At 60.6% G+C, this 22,789-nt stretch carries 21 protein-coding genes; 12 read left to right on the top strand and 9 right to left on the bottom strand.

The window, feature by feature from the left end:
• Positions 1–109: 109 nt before the first annotated feature.
• Positions 110–499, bottom strand: coding sequence for a DUF6232 family protein (locus OKW27_RS17490; RefSeq protein WP_090809387.1), 390 nt, complete (start codon positions 497–499; stop codon positions 110–112).
• A 567-nt stretch (positions 500–1,066) separates the two neighbouring features.
• Between OKW27_RS17490 and OKW27_RS17485 the strand changes: the two genes are divergently transcribed.
• From OKW27_RS17485 to OKW27_RS17435, 11 genes are all read left to right on the top strand, one after another.
• Positions 1,067–1,708, top strand: coding sequence for a hypothetical protein (locus tag OKW27_RS17485; RefSeq protein WP_429334230.1), 642 nt, complete (start codon positions 1,067–1,069; stop codon positions 1,706–1,708).
• A 495-nt stretch (positions 1,709–2,203) separates the two neighbouring features.
• Positions 2,204–4,576, top strand: coding sequence for a DUF2345 domain-containing protein (locus OKW27_RS17480; RefSeq protein WP_429334229.1), 2,373 nt, complete (start codon positions 2,204–2,206; stop codon positions 4,574–4,576).
• Positions 4,577–4,580: 4 nt separating this feature from the next.
• Positions 4,581–7,073 carry a M23 family metallopeptidase gene (locus tag OKW27_RS17475; protein ID WP_429334228.1) on the top strand — a complete coding sequence of 831 codons (2,493 nt, stop codon included), beginning with the start codon at positions 4,581–4,583 and terminating at the stop codon, positions 7,071–7,073.
• Positions 7,073–7,672, top strand: coding sequence for a hypothetical protein (locus OKW27_RS17470; protein ID WP_184060555.1), 600 nt, complete (start codon positions 7,073–7,075; stop codon positions 7,670–7,672). Before OKW27_RS17475 ends, OKW27_RS17470 begins: the two co-directional genes overlap by 1 nt.
• A 19-nt stretch (positions 7,673–7,691) precedes the next feature.
• Complete coding sequence (locus tag OKW27_RS17465) at positions 7,692–8,471, top strand: hypothetical protein (RefSeq protein ID WP_429334227.1); 780 nt, start codon at positions 7,692–7,694, stop codon at positions 8,469–8,471.
• A gap of 96 nt (positions 8,472–8,567) precedes the next feature.
• Positions 8,568–8,828, top strand: coding sequence for a PAAR domain-containing protein (locus tag OKW27_RS17460; protein WP_429334226.1), 261 nt, complete (start codon positions 8,568–8,570; stop codon positions 8,826–8,828).
• 104 nt (positions 8,829–8,932) lie between these two features.
• Complete coding sequence (locus OKW27_RS17455; protein WP_429334225.1) at positions 8,933–10,105, top strand: hypothetical protein; 1,173 nt, start codon at positions 8,933–8,935, stop codon at positions 10,103–10,105.
• A complete protein-coding gene (locus OKW27_RS17450) occupies positions 10,086–13,643 on the top strand; it encodes an ImcF-related family protein (protein WP_429334224.1) in 3,558 nt (1,185 codons plus the stop codon). The genes OKW27_RS17455 and OKW27_RS17450 overlap by 20 nt, the downstream gene beginning before the upstream one ends.
• Complete coding sequence (gene tssF, locus OKW27_RS17445) at positions 13,640–15,499, top strand: type VI secretion system baseplate subunit TssF (protein WP_429334223.1); 1,860 nt, start codon at positions 13,640–13,642, stop codon at positions 15,497–15,499. The genes OKW27_RS17450 and tssF overlap by 4 nt, the downstream gene beginning before the upstream one ends.
• Positions 15,499–16,014 carry a type VI secretion system lipoprotein TssJ gene (gene tssJ / locus OKW27_RS17440; protein ID WP_429334222.1) on the top strand — a complete coding sequence of 172 codons (516 nt, stop codon included), beginning with the start codon at positions 15,499–15,501 and terminating at the stop codon, positions 16,012–16,014. The genes tssF and tssJ overlap by 1 nt, the downstream gene beginning before the upstream one ends.
• A gap of 58 nt (positions 16,015–16,072) precedes the next feature.
• Positions 16,073–16,219: a hypothetical protein gene (locus OKW27_RS17435; protein ID WP_184072472.1), complete on the top strand. Its 147-nt coding sequence runs from the start codon at positions 16,073–16,075 to the stop codon at positions 16,217–16,219.
• Between the two features lie 74 nt (positions 16,220–16,293).
• On the opposite strand, the gene OKW27_RS17430 is transcribed toward OKW27_RS17435, so the two are convergent.
• From OKW27_RS17430 to OKW27_RS17400, 7 genes are all read right to left on the bottom strand, one after another.
• Entirely contained in the window at positions 16,294–16,476 is a 183-nt protein-coding gene (locus OKW27_RS17430; protein ID WP_429334221.1) for a hypothetical protein, read from the bottom strand.
• 14 nt (positions 16,477–16,490) lie between these two features.
• Positions 16,491–17,090, bottom strand: coding sequence for a LutC/YkgG family protein (locus OKW27_RS17425; RefSeq protein ID WP_184037102.1), 600 nt, complete (start codon positions 17,088–17,090; stop codon positions 16,491–16,493).
• Positions 17,087–18,460, bottom strand: coding sequence for a lactate utilization protein B (locus OKW27_RS17420; RefSeq protein WP_429334220.1), 1,374 nt, complete (start codon positions 18,458–18,460; stop codon positions 17,087–17,089). The genes OKW27_RS17425 and OKW27_RS17420 overlap by 4 nt, the downstream gene beginning before the upstream one ends.
• Positions 18,457–19,200: a (Fe-S)-binding protein gene (locus OKW27_RS17415; protein WP_429334219.1), complete on the bottom strand. Its 744-nt coding sequence runs from the start codon at positions 19,198–19,200 to the stop codon at positions 18,457–18,459. The genes OKW27_RS17420 and OKW27_RS17415 overlap by 4 nt, the downstream gene beginning before the upstream one ends.
• A 32-nt stretch (positions 19,201–19,232) precedes the next feature.
• Positions 19,233–19,409, bottom strand: coding sequence for a hypothetical protein (locus OKW27_RS17410; protein ID WP_429334218.1), 177 nt, complete (start codon positions 19,407–19,409; stop codon positions 19,233–19,235).
• Positions 19,410–19,622: 213 nt separating this feature from the next.
• Complete coding sequence (locus OKW27_RS17405; protein ID WP_429334217.1) at positions 19,623–20,003, bottom strand: cytochrome ubiquinol oxidase subunit I; 381 nt, start codon at positions 20,001–20,003, stop codon at positions 19,623–19,625.
• Positions 20,004–20,202: 199 nt separating this feature from the next.
• Entirely contained in the window at positions 20,203–20,718 is a 516-nt protein-coding gene (locus tag OKW27_RS17400; protein WP_429334216.1) for a hypothetical protein, read from the bottom strand.
• A 475-nt stretch (positions 20,719–21,193) separates the two neighbouring features.
• Here OKW27_RS17400 and OKW27_RS17395 point away from each other — a divergent pair, with 475 nt between their 5' ends.
• Positions 21,194–21,607, top strand: a complete 414-nt coding sequence (locus tag OKW27_RS17395; protein ID WP_429334215.1) for a hypothetical protein — start codon at positions 21,194–21,196, stop codon at positions 21,605–21,607.
• 60 nt (positions 21,608–21,667) lie between these two features.
• Here the strand turns inward: OKW27_RS17395 and OKW27_RS17390 are convergent, their stop codons facing one another.
• Positions 21,668–22,339, bottom strand: coding sequence for a response regulator transcription factor (locus OKW27_RS17390; protein WP_429334214.1), 672 nt, complete (start codon positions 22,337–22,339; stop codon positions 21,668–21,670).
• Positions 22,340–22,789: the final 450 nt, after the last annotated feature.

The following is a 22,789-nucleotide window of genomic DNA, read 5'->3' as shown; positions in this document are numbered from 1 at the left end:
GAGATGACGGCAACGTAGTCGTTGCTTGCGGGCAAGCAGATCGAAAGCCGTGCGAGGCTGGTGCTGATCCGTCGCGCACGGCTTCGTCATGTTCGATCGTCGCCCCGCGTCAAGCCTTCGGCGCGGCAGCCGCGGCCTTCGCCCGATGCACTGCCTCGCCGACGCGTTCGACGAACTCGCGATCCGTACTCATCAGCGCTTCGCGCTCGCCGTCGGCCGTCTTGACCATCAGCCGATGCGTGATGTCCTGGGTCACCCAGGTAAGCCAACCGACCACGATCAGCATCACCCCGCATACGAGTCCCGACGCCGAGTGCAGCACGCCCCCGACGATTGCGCCGATCAGCCCGGCCACCGAGATCACGAGCGGCACGACCTTGTTCTTCTGCACGGTCACGACCCGCACGTCGACGATATCGCGCAGCGGGAAGACCTGACCTGCGGATGAGAGGGCGTTGCGCGTGACCGACACGCCGCGATCGTTGAAAGGGCTTTCCATTGTTTCAATGCGAGGGTGGTGAAGCGCGCAGCGTAGCAGACTTCCTTCAAATTCCTAAAGTTACGGACTTTTCTATCCCCTCTCAGGCCCGTGTTGCAAGGGAGAGCGAATCCAATGACTAAAAAAACAGTTGAGGGATTTTGACTAAAATATGGCGGCGCGAGTCAAAGACGGGTTGCGGCAGCCTTTGGTGCACATCCGTTAGATCCTGGCGCTCAGCTGGAAACTGAAAACCGTATCGGTTACTGAGTGTGCGTAAAATTTCAGTAATGGAGGATCGAGCAATGGGCTCTGAGCTTACGCACGATTCCCCGGAAAGCCGCGCCAGATGAGATTATGCAAAAGTGCCAGGACTCACCCGCAAACAGTCACCCGAGAAAGCTCGAACGGCAGCTTTGTAGCACTGCATACGGGCGTCCACTCCTGGCCTAACGGTGTCCGTACTGTACGGCCCGTACAGTGGCCCAAATCTCGGTTTGTGTCGCCGTCTCGAACACCCTGTCGATCTCGATGCTGAGATATTGAATCTCAATATCCAACTTGACACGATTGAGTAGCAACGACATCTTGCTCGCTGGCGTCAATCGCGTTCAGCAAGGACGCCATGCCGCGCGAATGGTAAGTTGGTGCCTATCTCCGCACGAGGATGACGTCGTACAGTTTGCCGCCGTCGTCTACGCATATGCCGCCACCACTGGCTCCCTGGCCGCGAAGGTCGCATCGCAGCCCGTGACCGTCGCTGGACGAGAGCAGCGCCTTGACGAACTTGTCGCCAATCGAATAACTGTTTCCGAATGCCGTCGCAGTGCCGCCGTGGCTATTGAACCCATAAGCCGACGCGAACCCAAACGTGTCGTTCGATCCAACACGCCCATAACCCGGACCGCGTATGACCAAAGCTACCAGGCAACAGCCTTCTTCCCGCCCCCCATAGATGCGCTTCAGTATGAACGTCTCGCGCTGGCTGCCTTCCATCTTTGTGAAAGGCAGGGACAGCAACTTCAACACCTGATTACGCTTGCGACTTCATTGTTCAGGAATCCTTCTGTAACGCCTGAGGAAAGACACGACCAGCGGAATCTGCTTGAGGTCATGATCCATATCGGCGAGGACTACAGGCGCATGAACAATTGCGATCATGAACTGTTCACGGTTCTGGCGCTCGACGCCAAGGGTATTCCGGACCGCAATCCAATGAAGGCGGCTTGATGCCGCCTTTTTCAATTGCACGGCGAGAAGCAGACGTTTATTCGTTTTGCATATTGTGTCTGCATATGTTGTCACGCGCGTCCATCAGATAAATCATGTGCCTCCCGACCCGACCCGACCCGAACGAAACGCGCGAGGAGATGCTGGCCATGATTGAGCGCATCGCCGATCTTCTGGAGGCGCGCGCTCGCGGCGACGCCACGCTTCTCTCTACCACACTGCGCTATCACGAGCAGCAGGGCTGACCGTTTCCCGCGCGCGATCGACTCGCATGCGTCGTTCGCCATTAGGTGTTGCTGCACCCGTTTATCACGCATTTCCATCTCGAAAAAGCAAAGGATTCCGATTTAACGATCATTCACAAAATCGTTGGCAATTTCGCACAGGGTGAGTGGAGTGATTGACGGGCAGCGAGTACCGCCCTAGATTTTTTCGGTTGAAGGTTGCTGATGCAACAGTTGTGCCTCGTTTCTTTAACCATACAGGGATGTGTGGATGAATGCTGTCACGAAGAATTTTACCGCCGCGCTCAGCCACCCGAGCGCGCGCCTGACCCAGCACCTCAGGATCTGGATCGGCTCCCAGCCCCATGACCTCGACGTGCTCGATTTCAAGGCCAGCGGCGGCTTCTGCAAGGACTACCGCGTCGACGTCACGGTTACGTCGCCACGGCTGGAGATCGACGGAAAGCAGTATGTGGGCCGTCGCGCGGGCCTGCAGATCGACGAGCAGGCGGCGGTGCCCTCGGTGAGCTACGTGCAGCCCGTCAGTCACGACGCCGCCACCTTCAACGGCGTGGTGACGAGCTGGAAGCGCATCCGCACGAGCCGCGACGAGTCCGCGTACCGGCTGCTCATCGAGCCGCGCTTTGTGGCCCTCTGCAAACGCATCATCAAAAGCGACACATTTAAAGATGTGACTTTGCAGGAGCTGATCACCCAGGCGCTGGTCGACCGCAAGAATTTCGATGCCTTCGATGTCGAATTCCAGATCGAAGGGCTGCAGGAGAAGATGGAGCAGGTGGTGATGCTGGAGGAGTCGCTCTGGAATTTCATCGCCCGCCATTGCCGTCGCCTCGGCGTATTCTGGTTCTACAAGCAGGGACGCGGCAAGGATGGCAAGCTCGACACCATCGTGTTCGCCAACAATCCGCGCGCCTATATCCGCTCGGTCGACGTGCCGCTGCTGGATGCCTCGGGCCTGCACGCGAGCTGGCACGAAGCGGCCCAGGCCGTGCATGAGCAGCGCGCGCTGGTGCCGGCCACCATCGAACTGTGGGAGCGCAACTACTGCACGCCGGACGATCCCCTTCGCGCCACGGCGAATGTCTCCAGCGAGACGGATGACCGCTCGTCGTTCGGGCAGATCAGTCGCAGCGTCGAAGGCCATCTGACGCCAGCGCAGGGCGAAGCATTCGCGCAGACGCGGCGCGATGAGCAGATCGCGCGTCAGGCGACGCTGGCGGGCAGGACCGACGCCAAGGGCATCGCGGCGGGCGTGGTAATGAAGCTCACCAATGCGAAGATGCCGAGCGCCGAATACGGCTTCGTGATCACTTCGTTCAAGATGAAGGGCAGCCGCACCCAGCCGGCCTATACGCGCTTCAAGGCGATGCCGGCGAACCTGACCTACCGGCCGAGGTTTGACTTTGAGCGGGACTGGCGTTTTCTGCCTGGTCCCGCTGTGGGCGTGGTCACAACATCGGACTCCGCGCCATACGGCGACATGGACGACCACGGGCGTTACGCCGTTCTGCCGAAGTTCCTGCAGGGCTCGGGCAACACCGACAACAAGCTGCTGAAGCTGCGCCTGCTGCGTCCGTCATCGTCCTACCAGGGCGGCTTCCACTCGCCCCTGCTGCCGGGGACCGAGGTCCTGCTCGACGCCGAAAATCGCGACGTGGACCGCATCTACATAGCGGGGGCCATGCACGACTACGCCCACCCGGACGTGGTGCGTGGAGACCAGTCGCTGTTTAGCTATGCCATCTGGCGTTCCCCGCTGCTCGGTGCGGAGGTGGTGTTCAACGATCTGCAAGGAAAGGAAAGCGCCCGCATAGCGACGGTCTACAGCCAGACGGCGTTCAATCAGGGCTATCTGCTCAACAGCAAGAAGCTCCTGCGGGGTGAAGGGTCCGAAGTGACGACCCAGGGCTGGGGCACGATGCGTGCGGCGAAGGGACTGTTTCTCTCGGCGGATGCGGCGGCCGCAGCCGATACGCCGCACCTCGACATGCCCACCGCCGTCGCGCAGCTCAAGGCGGCATTGCAGCGCGTGACGGACCTTGCGACGGCGACGGCGCAGGCTGGGGCCGACCCTGCCGACCGGGCCACGCAGGCGGCGCTGCTCGACGGGCTGAACCAGTTGCGCGACGCGGGGCTGCTCGCCAGCGCCCCCGGTGGCATGGCGTTCGTGACGCCCAAATCGATGCAGCACTCGGCGGGGCAGAACGCGATCGTGACGGCGGGGCAGGACATGGACGTGAGCGTCGTCCAGCGCCTGCGCATGGCGGTGGGCGGCATGATCTCGCTGTGCGCGCACAGGCTCGGCATCAACCTGACTGCAGCAAAGGGCAAGTTCACGGCCTCGGCGCTTACCGACGGGATGGACCTGTTCGCGCAGAAGCAGTTGCGCGTCGCCAGCGAAAGTGCGGATGTGCAGGTGTCGGCGAAGTCGAAGATCACGCTCAACTGCGGCGGGGCCTCGGTTGTCATGGAGGGCGGCAACATCACGTTCCACTGCCCCGGCGCATACACCATCAAGGCCGGCTCGTTCACCTTCGTCGGCCCCGACAACGTGCCGACCCAGTTACCGTCCCTGCCGAAAAGCAGCCTGAAGATTTCCGACCCGTATTCGTCATCCCACTGAAGCCATGATCATCAGCCCTCCCTTCCTTCCCGCGTCGGGCCCGACGGCCAGCGACGCGTCGAAACCGGACCCCATGATGGACCTCGTCGACCCGTTCGAGATCGGCCATCACGGGGTCTGGCCGGTCACCTTCGACCGGCGTTCTCATTGCGGCATCCATCTGAACCCGGGTGAGCAGACGGAACCTGTCCGCGCGATCGCCGATGGGGAAGTGGTCGCGTACCGGGTCTGCAAGAACGGCATTTCGGACGGCACCACCAATTCGACGACCGGGCAACCGGAGCTGAATTCGAATGCCGGTTTCGTCCTGCTCCGGCACAAGACCGACACGGGCGACGGACGCACGATCACGTATTACTCGCTCTACATGCACCTGCTGGACATGATCAACCAGGAGCACATCGTCCCCCAGCCTAACGATCCGCCAGAGACCGGCTCGGCGAATGCGCTGCCCCGATGGCTACTCGATACGGCAGGGGGCAAGGATGGGGTGGTCCAGGCGGGCGGCACGAAGAAGGTGTATCGCAAGGACATGCTTGGCTATGTCGGCCAGCATCAGGGCGTGGCACATCTGCACTTCGAAGTCTTCATGGCGGACGGCGATTTCACGACCTGGTTCGACAAGGTACAGATCGGCGTGAAAAAGCCAACCCAGCCGACCACGGGCGACTATTGGGGGCACAGCTATTTCATCATTTCCGGCCCGCAGGAGTTCTATCCCCAGCCGGCGGGCATGGATGAGAAGTGGTTTCCCAAGGTGCAGGGCGGCTCGCTTGGCGCAGGCGACACGCTCTATGTCGAGGCGTGGTTCAACAAGGGGCAGCGCTTTACGCGGGCGTGGATCGATAACGGCGATAGTGGCAACGTGACGCTGCTCACGCCGGACCCGGTCGCAGACCCCTATGACAGCGGCACCGACAGCCACCACAATCCAAAGCGCTATGAATATGATCTGTATGAGCGTGCAATGGCGCTCTATCCGACGTGCCCGAGCGATGGCTACGAAATGCTTCGGTTTGGACGCATTCTCTCGGACCATCCGACGCTGACGGGGACGGCTTGTGCCACCTGGATCGCAGTGCCGTTCGACGGGAACGGCACGCTGGGCTATGTCAACATCGCGCCGGACGCGATCAAGAAGTTGTCTGACGCGGATTTCCCGTTCTTTACGGGGTGGCAAAAGGTCGATGGCGACAACACGCCGTTCAACGATGCGGGGCGATGTGATTACGCCACGCTTTGCGGGCTGACCGGCATTCAGGATTCACTGCCGTCGGCGCAACCGCTCGAAGCCGACCCAAACAACAACAATGAGGTCAACCTTCAGCTTGCCGGCTACGTGCAGAACACGGACGGCGTGGATGAAAAGCTCCGTGGGATGGTGTTCAAGGCGCGCAGCGAGTGGGATCCGTCCAACAACGACGAACGCTACAAGGACCTGAACGATCCGTACGGCTTCTTTGGCAAGCAGAAGGATACCAACCCCGATGGGTACGCCAAGTTCACCGATTTCCTGAGCAAGTTCCAGTTTCTGGACAAGACGCCGCTCGTCGGGCAGAAACTCTGGTTTTTTCATCCGTTGGCGCTTATCCGGCATTTCAGGAAGTGTGGGTGGCTCTCGGCAGACGAGTTTAGACAACTCCTTCCAAAAGAAGTACTTCGGGAGAGGACACATCACGCTGTTTACTATGAGACAGTGAGCCATACGCAGAGCCGGAGGTATTTTGCAGAGAACAGCCTTATACCGCTTAACTATGCATTAAGAAAATATAATTTGAGCACACCGTCCCGAGCGTCAACTTTTTTTGGGAACTCAGCGGAGGAAACGGGATGGTTTGGTTCCCTCTATGAAAATAATGCCGGTGAGTGGTATCACCCTTGGGATGGTCGGGGCTTTCTTCAACTTACTGGCCCGGAAAACTACATGCACTATTGGGACTTTAGGGGGCGAAAGAGCCAAATATCCGATGCGACGCGAGTTAGACTAAAAGAGAGCTATCGTAACGCGAGTAACAGCCGATCTAACGCTGCACATTATCTGTCTGATTCCGTTAGCGGTGTAACGGCGCAAATGATTGCGTGGCGAGCGCAAGTTTCTGCGAACTCGATGCCTCCTTCGGATGAAGATGTAATCGCGCCATCAGATAGCGCGGGATTCTATTGGATTTTTTCTGGCATGGGTGTTTACGCCGACAAGCAAATTGCCCTCGAACGGCGAGGGGTTGCGGCGACACGCCCACCCGTCCACCACCAACAGAATTCGAGTAGTCCGCCAGTTAGCAAAGTTTACTATCATTGTGCCTCATTTAGAGATGCATCGGCGGCGGTCAATCTCCCGGCGGCAGTTGGGCATCCAGAGAGGCCATTCAATGGGTATATCGCGAGATGCGTAGGCTACGCTCAAGCGCTAGCCGTCTTGGGGGATATGTTTTTCCCAGATGCGCAAGGTGCAATGACATTGGGATTTCCAGAAGGGCGCGAGCCGAGGAGAAGTTGATGGTCAAATCTAGTGCTGCTTTGAGGGCTGTCTTCGGGATATGTATCTATTTCTCGCTGGGATTTTCGGCGCATGCCGGTCAAGAAATAGTTTATGTCGATATGGGGGGCGGGTGTCATATCGGCATTGAAGATATTTATGAAGGGCATTTCTCAAGCAAGATGCCACTGAAAGCGGGATATTGGACAGACACTCCACCACACAAAACTGATATGGAAAATTTTGGTGTCCCGTTTGAGTGCCAAATTTTGGATGGTTCCACGGTTGATCAAGTTTCCATGCGATTTGGCGCAGTTCCCGATAAAACGGCAGACGAGGGTTGGTCAGTCTATTACGAGTCTGATGAGGATCGCGATAATTTGCACAGTTTGACTAAAGTCTATGCATTGAAGGCGGTAAATGCGAGCGGATTTTATATGGTGCAGGATGATAACGATGGTGATGAAGCTACACGCCAACGTTATTTCTCGTATTGCCTTTTCCACGATCATTCGGCGGTTTGCGGTTCCCGATCTGTTACGCGCCTACAAAACCCGCGGGGTAGTATCTTGCCCGAAATTGTTAATATTTTGAAATCTGTAAGATTTGTCGACAATTGATAATATAGCGGGATGATGTATGACGGCCAAGGTAATCGCAAAAACACTTATTTCAATCGTATTTCAGACCTTTTTTCTGGCAGCATGGTCGAATGTGCTGGCAGACGAGGCTTCTCCTATGCTTGCCGATCTTGGTATTAATGAGGCATACAACGATTGCAGATTATTTGTATTTGACAATAAAAATGATGGGGTACTCTTTTCTAGTGTGAGTCACTTTTCTAACTTGTCAGAAACCTATGGGAATCACGATGTACACGATCAATGCATAGTAGGGCTAAGGTCTAAAGTGTTAATGCCTATGTCGTCAACCGACGCCCATCAGGATGGAGAATTTGTGAATATCATGATTGTGCGCGGAGCTTATCTTTCTCCGAGTTATCTTTGCGAAGGAAAGCCCGACTATGACGAATGCTTAGAAAAGGCTGTACTTAATTACAACGGATTTTACGAGGGATATCAAGGTCGCTGGAAAAGGAGGGTCTATAATTTGGGTGATGCTGGAGGCGAGTTGGAGAAGTCCATGTCGGAAACCATTAATGGAACCATACGAAATTCTGATGGAATTACAGTTGTCAGCGAATGGAAGCGTCCGTATCATTTTCCGGATCAAACGGGAAGTGATTTGATAATTTTTGACGTAATAAGACGCACCCCCTTCGGATACGTCTTCGCCGGCGGAAAATACGGTATTGCTATTCCGGTTGACAAAACGGAAGAATCGCAAATAAAAGCCACCGAACTTATCAATCGAGTGATTGATGTTGTTCAAAGTGTTCGCATGAAAAATGGTGGCTGATGCTGTCTAATAAAATTACGGCATTCGCAATGCAAGCGGCATTTTTATTTGATCTTAAAGCGCTAGAAAAATGGAACAGAATGTGTTGGTGACGCGATGACATTTCCCATCCGCAAAGGCGACATACTCGAACACGGCGGGGAAGTGTCGGGCGGCTCGCCATGGATGAACTTCATGGGCAGGCCGCTTGCCCGCAAGGGCGACGAGGCGATCTGCGCGCAGCACGGTCCGACTGTCATCGACGAAGGCTACGCGAAGTTCCCCGACCGCGACGGCAAGGAGGTTGCCTTCCATCATTACCGCTGCGCGTGCGGTTGCCGCCTGATCTCGTCGCTGCAGAACGTCAATATCGCGTAATGCCGGTCGATCTTTCTCCTGCCGGACACTCCAGCGCGTATCCGCCAAGGATGCGCTTCTGGCCATGGGCGGTTACCTGCTTCGTCTGTAACGTGTTCGGCCCCGTGATCGTGCTGCTTGTGTGGCCGAAGGGCGAGTCTGCAAACGGCCTCAAGTTCTGGAGCTGGGTGGTGGGGGCGCCGAACGGGTTGTTCCTGGTCCTGCTCGGGTTTGCTCGCGCGGGCTACGAGGCGTTGTGGTATCGCGCGTACTGGCGCAACCATCATCGTGATCGCTGGCTGGCGGAGAAAATCCGATTCGCGCAGCGCCCGCTGCACGTACTCGAGGCAGGCTACTGCCTGCCGCTCGCGCGCAAATCCCTGGCCGAAGTTCTCGCTGGCAAGCAATCGCTCCTGAAGATGCAGAGCGCCCGCCATGGATCGGGCAAGGTCTTGTGCAACCGCTTCGAGGATCATGATCCGCTGCTGGCCGGGCTGCCCATAGCGGGTGAAGAGGAAAGCGAGGGCGGCGCAGGCGTACTGACGAAGACCGCTCCCGCTGTCCAGATGATCCGTGCTGTGCTTGAGCCGCTGGCCGGAAGTATCCAGGCACTAACCCGATACGAAAAGGCGTACTGGCCGCAGGTGCGCGTGCTGGCCGGGCCGAAGATTGCGGGCCTGCGCGTGGCTCAGGTCCGCGACGCGTTGCGGCTGGCGGCGCTGCCGCCGCTTGAGGTACAGATTGTCCCGGCATCTGACGGGCTGCTGGTGGCCGATGCCTGGCTCGATGCGCGCGAGTGCCGTCCGCTTCTCGCCGTCGCGGCAGCGTGGTACGACGATGCCATCGACGAAGGCTGTGCCGAAGGATGCGCTGCAGTGCTCTTCGGCCCCGGCTACTTCAGGCTCCCCCCGGAGGTCAGCCCGAAAGCGGCGCTGCACCGGCCCGTCCAGGGGATCGACGGTGAGGTTGAATACGGCTTCGCGAATGCCGCCATATGGGGCAAGGCCAGGGCAGCAGCAGTGACGCGCGCGTGGATTACGCGCCCGGTTGAGCACTGCGACCGGGCTCTGGCTGCTGCCGGTTTTCAGGCCGCTTCGAAGGATGCCGCGCAGTGCCGCCTGGATCGTATTGTTGGCGACGCCGGCGCAGCCAACGGCCTGCTGGCGATTGCTGCGGCCATCGAGGCTGGCGCAGCAGACGGCCCGCAACTGGTTGTCGACGGTCTGCAGTCGGCCATCCTCCACGTCATACCCGCAGAACAAACCAACGCTTCCACGCATGACGACTCACAAAAATAACCTGCAGTACACGGAGCCTGAAGCCGCCGCCAGCAAACCGGCGCCGAGCCGTGCGGCGATCTGGGGCATGCCCCTCGCAGCGCTCGTCCTCGCCATCGCCGCACTCCTGCTGGTCTGGTTCGGGAGTGACCGCCTTGGCATCGCGGATGGCGCGCCTCGCACGCGGCTATTGATTGGCATCCCGATCGTGCTGGTCATCATCGTGATCGCCCATCTGTTCGCGGTATCGACAGGCGCATACGGCGGGGCCGCCAGACTGTTCCGCTCTGAAACCGGCGATCACGCAAAGGCAGCAAAACCGCTCAAGCGCGATGTGCGGCTGCAGCGCGTGTATGAGGAGCTACGCATCTCGCACGGCTGGCGCTGGCAACGCCGCCTGCGCTGGCTGCTGGTGAACGGCCCGGACGAACGCATCGATCAGGTGGTGCCCGGTCTCAAGCAGGCGGGCGTCATGCACGTGGACGAAACCATCCTCGTGCATGTGTCGCCGGACGGGATCGAGGCGGCGAAGTGGCTCGCACAGATCCGGCAACTGCGCCGCCGCTACCCGGTTGATGGCGTCGTTCATGTCGCACGCGCGGACGATACGGATACCGAACTGCCCCGTGCACTTTCGGGCATCGCCACTGCGCTTGGCTGGGCCGCGCCCGTTACGTTCCTGCATCCGGTCGAGGCGCACGGTAGCCCGTCGGAGCGCTTCGATGCCGTCGGCACCTTCATGCCGAACGAGTGGCGCAGGCAGGCGCAGGAGGCCGCCGCCCTTGCGCCGGAACTGCTGAACGAGGTCGAGCAGAGGTCTGCGGACGCGGGCGTACACCTTTGCACCCGCAACAACCTCCGGATGACCTGGCTGATGGAGATCTCGCAGTACGTCGGCGACCATTGCGAGCGCATCGTCGATGGCCTTCGGCGACTGGCTGCATCGAACTGGCTGCGCGCGCCGCTTGCGGGCGTCATGTTCGCGCCGGTTTTTCCGGGGCCGACCGTCGTACCGGTGCCGGTAGCCAACGGCGATGGGACGCCCGGCGAGCCTGTCGACATGCCACCAGCAATAACCGTCATGCGCGCACAGCCCGCCGCGTTGCTGCCGGTATGGCGCGAGATCGCGGCGGGGGCGCCCAACTACCGGGGCCGGCGCGTCGGCTTCTACTGGCCCAACGCGCTCGCCACGCTCGTCACGGCTGCGGCGATCCTGTGGTGCGTATGGATGACGGTGTCCTTCATCGGCAACCGGCAGTTGATGCGTGAGGCCAGTCAGACAGCGCAGGCCGCTGTCGATGCAAAACCGCAAACCGCCGAGGCCTGGCGAGCCCAGCTCGCGCTCCAGCAGCTGATGGAAAAGCTTGCGTACCGTCGGGAACATGGCGCGCCCTGGTACCTGCGCGCGGGCGTTTCTTCGAACGACGCCCTTCTCGCTGCGATGTGGCCGCCATACCGTATCGCCACGACCCGCAATCTGCAGGCGCCGGTCGTGCAAACCATCACCGACCTGCTGAAGGCTGCGGGCGAAGCGCGGGCCGACGCGCTGCAGTCACAGGAGGCGCGCGGCAGCACCTACAACGCGCTCAAAACGTACCTGATGCTTGGAGACCCTGCCCGCGCCGACGCCGCATTTCTGCGCCGCTCGCTTGTCGCGTTGTGGCGACGCCCGGTGGACATGCCCGAGGGCGAGCGCGACGACACGGGCCGCCGACTCGCCGCGTTTTACGCCGACCACCTGAAGGCCCACCCCGAATGGCGCATCACACCCGACGCGAGCCTCGTGAGCACGACCCGCAACATGCTGGTGACTCAGATGGGTCTCGCATCGGCCGACGACACGGTGTACCAGAGCATCCTCGACGAGGTCAAAGGCAAGTACGCGGACGCATCACTCCAGACGTTGCTCAACGGTGCGGACGCGCAGGGGCTTTTCAATACGTCCCAGACGGTGCCAGGCATCTACACGCGGGCCGCATGGGACGGCATGATTGCGGACGCGATCGACAAGGCGGCGCGCGAGCGACGCGTGAGCGGCGATTGGGTGCTGACCGGCGCGCAGCCATCGCAGACCATCGGTAACACCCTCGCACAGGGTGCGATCCGCACCAGCGCCGCCATCGACGAGAAGCGGGCGGCCGAAGAACTGAAGCAGCGACTGACAGCGCGCTACTTCGCGGAGTACACCGCCGCCTGGCAGACCATGCTCAACAGTCTCCAGTGGCAGCCAGCGAAGAACCTGAACGGTGCGATCGACCAGCTCACCCGTCTCGCCGATGCGCAGACCTCGCCGCTGATCGCGCTGATGAAGTCGGTGCAGTATCAGGCGCAGGCGGGACGACCCTCGCAGGCGCTGACCGATACGCTGGTCCGCAAGGCACAAAGCCTGATCGGCAACGACGACGCACAGACACCGACCGTCAGTCCGCTGGACAAATCATTCGGTGCGCTGCTCGCGCTGATGGGTGAGACCGGTGTTGCGGCGACGAACGGCGCAAACAGCAAGGCGGGCGCGTCGGCGAATGTTGCGCTCAGCGGCGTCAGCCTGTCGCGCTATCTGACGGCGGTCACCACGATGCGACTGAAGCTGCAGCAGATCGCAGGCAGTCCCGACACACAGGCGATGGCGCGCTCGCTCGCGCAGGCGGTCTTCCAGGGCAAGCTCTCGGAGCTGTCTCAGGCGCGTGACGATGCGGCGCTGACAGCCGCAAGTCTCGGCTCCGCATGGGCAGGCTTTGGCAATGCGGTGTTCGCGCAGCTGCTCGAAGCCGCGTGGCAGACGATCCTGCAACCGGCGGCGGCCAGCCTGAACGAGGCGTGGCGCGCGAGCGTGGCCGCACCATTCAACGCGACGATGAGCGGACGCTATCCGTTTTTCGACACACAGGCTGATGCGTCTTTCGCCGAACTCGGGCGCTTCGTGCGTCCCGACACTGGCCTGGTCGCCCGTTTCATCTCGACGCAACTCGCGGGCGTGCTGAAGCTCGAAGGCGATCACTGGACACCGAACGAACTGGCACCACAGGCACTCCAGTTCGATCCGAGGTTCCTTGCAGGCCTGCGCCAGCTCTCGACGGTCGGCGCGCAACTCTACATAAAGGGCGATGCCAACGAGCGCTTCGAGATGATGGCCTTGCCGACGCGGGACGTGACGCGCTCGGAACTGTCGGTCGACGGCAAGCAGATCGTCTACTTTAACCAGCAGGAAAGCTGGACGCCGCTGGCCTGGCCCGGCGACGGGCTGAACGGGCATGCGGGTCTGACGTGGCAGACACTCAACGCGGGCCTGAGGCAGGCGTTCGATTCGACGGGCGACTGGGCATTCCTGCGCCTGCTCGCGAAAGCCGATGTGAAGCAGCTCGACAGTACCCGCTTCCAGCTCACGTGGAACGACGCAAATGGCGAGGCGTTGCGCTACGTGCTGCGCACCCAGGTCGGAGCCGGTCCGCTCGAACTGCTGAAGCTGCGCGGCTTCCAGATGCCCGAAAGGATTTTTGTTGTCGGCAAGGCTGGTGCCGCACCGATGCTTCCTCCCCTGCCACCGGAATTGCAACCATGACCGCACCCTGGAAGAAAAACCCGACTGAGCACGAGAATCCGTTCCTCAGGTACTACGACGAAGAGATGCGCTACCTGCGCGAGGCAGGCCGCGAGTTGGCGCAGGCGCAGCCTGACGCCGCGCGTCGCATGGGGATGCTCTACGGCGAACCTGAGGGGGCTGTGCGCGCGGTGAACGAAGCCTTTGCATTTCTCTCGGCGCGGCTACGCATGAAGCTCGACGACGGGATGCCCGAGGTGACCGACGCGCTGCTCGATAACCTCTATGAGCACGCGGCGCGCGCTATTCCGTCGCTGTCGATCATCGAATGCACGCCGCTGAACCGAACGGGCGCAACTGCGGTGCCGATCCCCGCCGGAGCCGTCGTACGCTCAACGCCCGTCGGTCCCGATAAGGTTCAGTGCGTGTACCGGACGACGCAGCCCGTCGAGCTGTTACCGCTCTCGGTAGAGGATGCCGTCGTCGCCGTACATGCCGACGGGCGTACGGTGATCCGCCTGACGTTTGGTCTCTGGCTCGGGGAGCAGCGCGAGCGCATGGACCTGTCGCGTATCCGCCTGTACCTGCATGGCGACCGGCCCGCTGCGGCTACGCTATACGCGGCGCTGACGCGGCAGGTCGCGTCAATCGGGCTGCGTCTGCCGTCCGTACGGGACGGCGCCTTGCAGCCGCTGGACGGGGTGCATTTCGAGGCGGCAGGCTTCGGCCCGTCGACGCGGCTATGGCCAGTCACCGACGCGAAGCGCGACGGGCAACTGGACCGCGAGCAGACGATGCTGGAGTATTTTGTGTTCCCGCAAAAGTTCCACTTCGTCGACCTGTGCGGGTTCGATGCTGCGGCGCTGCCGGCGGGTGAAGCGCAGATGACCTTCGAGATTGAACTCGATGCCCGGATGGCTGGCGACTATCCCGTCAGCCGCGAGAATTTCCGCCTGTTCTGCACGCCTGTCATCAACCTGTTTGAGGTCGATGCGTTGCCGTTGGAACCTGTCGGCTGGCACGACAGGGAGCACTGCATCCGCGTACAGCCTGGCATCGCCTCTCATGTCGAGCCGTACGATGTACTCGCAGTGATCGCCGCCGACCCGGAGGACAGCGCACGGCACGACTACCGGGCGTTTACGAGTTTCCGGCATCGTGGCTGGGCGTTGCGTCACGAAAAGCCTGAGCGCTACTTCCATACGTCGACGCGTTTCGGTCCGCTTGGGCGGGAACTCTGGGTCACGCTGGCGGGGCAGCTATGGGCCGGAACGTACCGGCACGCAGAGAACGACGAGGACCGTCCCGATCCGGACCGCTACCTGACGGTACGCGCGCTCGCCAATAACGGGCGTCTCCCGCGCATGGCGCTGGCCGAGGCGACGATCACTGAAACCGTATCGGACTTCACCGGGATTGCATCGGTGCGCAACCTCACGGCACCGTCCATGCCGCTCTATCCGCCGCGCTATTACCCGGGCTACGACTGGCGCGTATTGGGGCACTTTACGGCGGGTGGCGGGAACGAACTGAACCGGATCCATATGGAGGGCGCACCGGCGCTGCGTGAGACGCTGGAACTCTACGACTGGACGCCAGACGACGGGGTCTCGCGTCGTATCGACGCGATCGGGGAGGTCCGTTTCTCCGAGAAGCAGAAGGTGGAGCGGGCATACGTACAACGTATTGCGTGCGCATATGTCGAACTCGATCCGACCGCGTTCGACGGGCCGGGCGATGCTGCGCTATTCGGCGAAGTGCTCAATCACTTTCTGGGGCGCTACGCGAGCCTTCATGTTTCCATGCAACTGGTACTGAGCATCGACGGCCAGGAGACGGTCTACCCGCGCACCGATTTCGAAGGAGCGCCTTTCTGATGAAAACCCGGATCAGACGATGCGTGACCGGTGTGGTCTTCGCGCTTGCGGTCAGCGGGTGCGGGACCTGGCAGTCGGTGAAGGACGGCACCGTGGATGTCACACGCGCGGTGTTCGAGACGAAAGTCAAACAGATGAACCTCGTGGTGACGGCACGCGGCGCACTGAACGAGGATGTGCGTGGCGCGTCGCTTCCGGTTGTGCTGCGCATCTACCAGTTGAAGGACGACAAGCCTTTCGTCACAGCGACCTACGCGCAGCTGCTCGCGGGCAACGAGGCGCTGAAGGCCGCGACGCTCTGGAGCCGGGACGTGACGCTGAGACCGGGGCAGACATTGAAGATCTCGGAGCCGATCGGCGACGCAGTGAACTACGTAGGCGTGGCGGCGTTCTTCCACAATACGGCCAACACCGAATGGTCCGTGCTCGTGCCGAAATCACAGTGGAAGAAGACCGATCCAGTGAGGCTGCTGGCAGTGGACCGCACACTGCAAATTGACGCGGAGCATCGATGAGGCTTCTGTACAGCCGGATGGTGGCCGTTACCGCTATCTCGCGCCGGGTGGTAACAGCGTGACCTACGTCGAATACAACGGCAAGGTCTATGTAGGTGACTTGCTTCAGTCCGGCGATATCCATGACGTGCGGCCTGCCGCGTACAACCGCATTGCCGCCGATTTCATCTCCCAGGAGCAGCAGCGGATCGGACTATCGCAGTAGCCCGCCTGAGGGTATTGCTGGAAGCTGAAACGCAACGGGTCGCAACGCGCAATCGCCTGCGGTTCGTCGCCCTGTCATGCCCGGAACGGCAGCGCCTCTCCCCCGGCGCTGCGTTCTTTTACGCCCGCGTCTGAGCAATCCCCAGCGGGCGCGGCACAGATGAGGCCGGCCTTGAAGGCCTCGGACAGGGGCAGGCGATGCCGTCCGTGGCTCAGGAACCGTATCGTCGCGTCGCGGCTGGCGGCTAAACCGTTCATGGAGGTGTCCTGCCCTAGCGCGCGGTACCCGGCCTCGCGACCGGTATGACCGTCAGCGACCGGATACCCTGCGCACCGCGAACCAGTACGCCCTCGATGTCCGCGGTCGCCGACGGGCCGCTCATCAGCACCGCGTAGTTGGCCTCGAAGAACTCCTTGCGGTGATACGCCTGATGCAGATTGCCCACGATATCCGCGGGATCCAGCAACGCGATCAGATGCTGCGACAGGTAGCCGAGTGCATTGACGTTGTATTGCGCTTCGCTCAGCCAGATGGACCCTGTCTCGGCGACAGCAAACGCCGGGCGCACGATCCCGACATCCACGTCATTGAGCGCACGGGGATCGTCAACCAACGCGATGTCACGCGTGCCCGTGAACTCGGGCGTCGCTGAACAGAACACCGTGGCATCGCGGAAACGCGAGCGGACAAATTGCTCGAGGCTGGTGTCCTCCGGCAGTAGGCACCAGACGCCGCCAAGCCGGTCGAGCGATTTGCGGAAGCTCTTCACCTCCGGTGGCAATGCGCTATCGAACATCGGCACCTCCGGCAAGCGGCGCGGCACGGGTGAGACCTCGCGCAAACGGGACAAAATCATATTGCGGCTGCTCATTTACTGCTCCTCTTGAGATACCAATCGCGAAATGTTTCTTTGGGCGCTTCAGGCACCTCACGGTGCCTGCCCCACGCATTGAGCGGGTTGTAGAGCACGGCGCGCGGCAACACGGAAACGGCCGTCCCGGCTGTCTTGACGGCCGCCCGGTACAGCGCCGGGTGCGACAGCACCTGGCCGGCCACCTTCATGGCCTCCTGCTTGACGAACGGAAGCTCGTGCTGCTCGGCGACGATCTGCCGCCACTTGTAGATCTGCTCGTGTATGTTGATCCTGACGGGGCACACGCTCGTGCAGCTGCCGTTCATCGTCGAGGCAAAGGGCAACGAGCTGTACTTCTTCAGGTTGAAAGTCGGATTGATGATCGCGCCGATCGGACCCGAATAGACACCGCCATAGCTCAGGCCGCTGCTGCGCCGGTAGACAGGGCATGTGTTCATGCACGCTCCGCAGCGGATGCACTTGAGCGAATACCAGAAGTCGTCCATGCCGAGCCGTTCTGAACGGCCGTTGTCGACCAGCACGAAATGCATTTCGCTATCCTTGCGTGGACCGCGAAAGTGCGACGTGTACTGGGTGATCGGCGAGCCGATGGCGTTGCGCGAGAGCATGCGGATAAAGACGCCGAGATGTTCGAGCTTCGGAATCAGCTTCTCGATGCCGATCGACGCTATATGCAGCGGCGGCACGTTCGCGCTCAGGTCCGCGGTGCCCTCGTTGGTACAGACGGTAATGCCGCCCGTTTCCGCAACCGCGAAGTTGCAGCCGGTCATGCCCGCGTCGGCGTTGAGGATAAGCGGACGCGTGGCTTTTCTCTGCGCTTCGGCAAGCTTAGGGATGTTGCTCTCGTTCGGGTTGGTGCCAATCTTCTCCGAGAAGATCTTCGCTACGTCCGTGGCGAGCTTGTGCACGGCGGGGACCACGATATGCGAGGGAAGCTCGTCATCGAACTGCTGGATTTGTTCACCCAGATCCGTTTCCACGACGGTGATGCCGCGCTCCTCAAGGTACGGGCGCATCTCGCACTCTTCGGTCAGCATCGACTTGCTCTTGACAAGCAGCCTCGCGTGACGCTGACTCAGGATCTCGTAGACGATGCGGTTGTGCTCTTCGGCATCTTTGGCCCAATGCACAGTCACGCCGTTGGCCGTCGCATTACGCTCGAACTGCTCCAGATAGTCCGCGAGGTGCGTGAGCGTATGCTCCTTGATCCCCGAGGCGAGCGAGCGCAACTCCTCCCACTCGGCGATGCCATGCACCTCTGCGTCGCGTCCGGTGCGCAGCTCCCACAGGCGTTTGTCGTGGAACTGGATGTGCTTTTCGTCAGCGATGAACTTCTCCGAAGAGCCGACATGGTCAACACGTTTCATGCTTGTGCTCCATTGAGAATCTGCGCGATATGGATGAACTTCAGGCCCAGCTCGAGACGGTCCGAGCAACCTTTCTGGTGCATGAGGCACGACGAATCGGCCGACACGATGTACTCGGCGCCATTGCGCTTGTGATCGCGGACCTTGTCGGCGCCCATGCGCGCCGACACCGGCTCCTCCGACACGCAGAACGTGCCGCCGAACCCGCAGCACTCGTCGGGACGGTCAGGCCGGATGAACTCGATGCCCCTGACACCCCTGAGCAGGGTCAATGGCTTCGAGAAAAACGGCTCATCGATCTCTGACATCTTCGCGGTGCGCAGCGAACGCAGCGTGCCGCAACTGTTGTGCAGGCCGACCTTGTGCGGAAATTCGGCCCACGGGAACTCTCGTACCTGCAGCACGTCGTGCAGGAACTCCACCAGTTCGTAGGTGTTGGACCGCACTGCCAGCGCATCGGGCGTCTGGTCTGCCGCGCTCAAATGGTCACGCACGTGGTGCACGCAACTGCCGCTGGGCGCGACGATGTAGTCGTAGCCGGTGAAGTTGCGCACGAAGAGGTTTTCGGTGGCGACGGCTTCCTTCTCGCAGCCGCTGTTGCCCATCGGCTGCCCGCAGCACGTCTGATCCAGTGGATAGTCGACGTCGCAGCCGAGGCGTTCCAGCAATTGCAGTGTCGCAATGCCCACATCAGGAAAGAACGCGTCAATGAAACAGGGAATGAAGAGCGCGACTTTCATTGTCAGTCCTTGAATGAATTGAGTGGGGCGGCTCAGTGATAGGCCTGGTCTTGGGAGACCTTGCCCCGGAACACCGAATACGCGATACACGTGTAGAGCACGATGAGCGGCAGCACGAAAAGCCCTGCGCCCCAGAACATGAACGTCTGGCTCGCCGGCGGCGCAGCGGCATCAGACAATGTGACTTGAAAAGGAATGATGTAGGGCACCCCGAGATCGAAGCCGTCAAGTAAGACCTAGGCGACAAGCGCGAAGATGAATGCTAGTAACCGGAGCCATTCAAGCATGATTGTTCCCCTAGTTACCAATGCGAATCGGCACGGTCGCCAAGCGTTGCGGTAGGCGACTGTCGCTGCTTGGGAAACGGCTTCGCAGAACTGATAATCTGAAAAATCGCGTTTCCATTCCAGAAGCCAATCACCTCACCTGTCGTCACACCGCTCGTCACGATCCGAAGGACGTGGTAGATGCCGAAGCAGAAGATAAACCCGTAGACCGCAACATAAAGCGCCAGCGTCGCAGCTGCGAAGTGCGCGGAGAAGGCCGGGCGTCAATGCGTTCGCGGTACGCAGAACGCCCCATACGGCCCATGGCTGCCGGCCAACCTCAGCAGTAAACCAGCCTGCCAGGATCGCAATGAAGCCAAGCGGGAAGCTCCAGGCTACCGGCCAAAGAAGCCATCGCTGCTTCTGCAGCCTGCGACCTAGCGCCGCGGCGGTACCGATCCATGGTGGGTGGAGGACTGCTTGAACAGATGAACAGCAGTTTCCGTCGCAACGTGGCAAAGACAGGTGGCCTGACATGCTGCACGACGATCTTCGAACCATGTACAGCTAGTGAGATCAGACAGGCGGAGAGAAACAGATAAGCGGTTACTGGATGCAGACTCGACACAGGTCGACCGTTCTCCGGTAAACGTTGCGGTTAAGCCAAGGGACAAACGTATATTCGTCATATGCGTTTGAGCCGATGTAGATCCAGTGGTGTAAGGAGTTGGCCATGTCAGTCACCTTGGCATGAAGTCGGGCGAAAAGTGTTGTCTACGCTTGGGATGCGCGGTGACAGCACGGATAGTGGGCACGCGTGATTACCGGTGCGGTGGCGGCGGCCATGGCTTCTCTCTGCGGACACAAAGGCGCAGATGAGAAAGAGCGCTTTTGTTGCGCAGCCGATGAAAGACACGGCCGGTTGGAGCAGCGAGTCGTTGAACTGGAGGGCAATCGTCGGTGCGACCGCCAGTATGCTCATCGCGCGGAGAAAGCAGAAAAAGGGACGTGCGATTCGTGCTTCGAGTACGACCGCGAGCCCGGACACGGTCACGATCAACCGTGTGCCTATCGTCGTGGCGAGCGCGGTGTCGCCGTCTGTCATTGCGAAGTCCAGAGCTGTCTCGATCAGTGCCCACCAGCAGACGACGAGCGCTGCAATGATGACCGCGCGCCCGGTCGGCTGACTGCAGCCGCTCGCGTGCGGTTCCGCCTGCGGAAAAAAGCGATGACCTGTACGTTTGCTGAGCATGGTTCAACCTTCGCGCGGGCATGCTGAGACGAGAAAGCGCGTTCGACAGCAATTTGCGAATTGCTGTCGACGCGTGAACAGCTTGCGAGGCATTGCTTCCGACAGACGGGACGGCGGACCTGTCATAACTTCGAAGTAGTCACTCTTCGAGCCGCACCGCCTATGGTTGCCAAGATAGGACGAAGATTGGTATCGAATCCATTCTCCGAATGTTTCGACTTCTGCCAACCGTTGTTTGCCGCAGCTATACGCCGGTATCGCTCGCGCTACCGGCGGGCCCAATGAGAGATGCCGCAGGTGCAGGGTTCTTTCCCAGTCGCTACAGACGTGGGGTGGCGTCATACGGCCCGATGGCATGTCCACGACATGACTGCTTGTTGGTCAGCAACGGTGGCGTTTCGGGATTGAGGACGACGCGGCCCGCCCGGCATAGGGCGGCTACAACCTCGAACGGACATGGGCAGCGTTTCGAGCGATGGCGCGCACCACAAGCCGCAATGTCGTGCCGAGCTTCTGGCTATGCATTCCGGAAGGGATAGCGGAACATACGCCGGTATATTGGACAGGTCGATGCTTGCCCTCACGAAGTCCATCCAGACAGCAGCTGCCGACTCCCGTCTTTGGGACGGTCTGGATCATCGACGACGATGAATCGTCGCGCCTCGCAAGCGAAACCCTTGTGCAGTCGATTGGCTATTCCGGGATGTCGGGCCTGGAGTTGCTCGATCGTCTTGTCGTGCTGGGCGCGGCGCCGCCGACAATCTTTGTGAGCGCGTTCCCCAGCGACGGTTGCATTTGCGGGGGGAAGGCGAGCCCGGCTGTCGCGCTCCTCGACAAACCGGTGAACGCGATAGCCTTGAAGCGCGAGCTCGCCAATATCCGGATCTGAATGGTGACGCGCAAGGCCGGAGCTGTGTCGAACTCTTCTGTCACGGTCTCCAGATAGCGCTCAGGGGCGCGGATGTCCCTGCTGGGGGCCGATGTCGAGTGCGGCGGCCTTGAACACGAGGTCCGCGAGTGAGTGCGCGCCCATCTTCTTCATCAACTGACCGCGATGGATCTTGACGGTGATTTCGCTTACGTTGAGCTGGACGGCAATCTGCTTGTTCAGCATTCCGCTGACGACTAGCGCCAGGATCTCGCGCTCGCGCGGCGTGAGCGACTTATAGGCCTCGCGTAGAACATTTCGGCGGAGTTCCTTTTCGAGGCGCTGCGCGTCTTTCGATATTGCCTCGGAAATCGCGTCGAGCATGTCCTGGTCGCGGAAAGGCTTCGGGAAAAAATGGAACGCGCCGGCTTTCATTGCACGCACCGACATTTCCATGTCCCCGTGACCGGTCATAAAAAGCACCGGCATATGTAATGCCTCGCGCGCCATCGCCTGCTGGAAGGCCAGCCCGCTCTCGCCTTTCAGCCTGACATCAAGGATGAGACAGCTAGGACCGCCGGGTTTGCGAAAATCCAGGAATTCGCGGACGGAACCGAACGGCTCGACGCGATACCCCACTGATTCCAGCAAGTCACGCAACGCCAGACGCATGGACTCTTCGTCGTCCACAACGAAAACTGTGGAGCCGGGGATTCCGCTCGTGGACGGCGGCGCATGCCTATCGGTAGCCATAACAAATTCCTTGAAGAGCGCGCCCGAAGGTTCAGACACTTCGCTTGCCCGATCGGGACGCGTCGCGGCCGATCCAGGCAATGAGACGCCAAGAAGTATGACACGGCATAGCCCCAGGTATGAGGTCAATATCCAAACGCAGCTTTGCGGCCGCTTGCGGGGATCCGTATGCTGGAATCGACGTCTGGAAGAGTCGCACGAGCGGTTGAGCATAAAAACCGGACTGGCTTGCAACATATGGAGAGAAATATGTCGTTCGCATCGCAAGAGTGCTTCAGACCATCTCTCTATGCCCGCGGCCAGGCGCGGCCAGGCGCGGCCCGCACGGCCCGCACGGCCCGACCTGGCGCGCGCAATGGCGCGCAGCAGACGATGCAGAACAACGTTCGCGCCCGGCCGATGCATGCTTGGCATCACGAAGGCCGCGGCCAGCCGCTGTTACCGACTGAC

The organism is Paraburkholderia sp. 35.1 (assembly GCF_050436525.1).
In the GTDB taxonomy this organism is placed as follows: Bacteria; Pseudomonadota; Gammaproteobacteria; order Burkholderiales; family Burkholderiaceae; genus Paraburkholderia; species Paraburkholderia tuberum.
The sequence above is the reverse complement of the archived record's forward strand: the minus strand, read 5'-3'. Positions and strand labels throughout refer to the sequence as shown.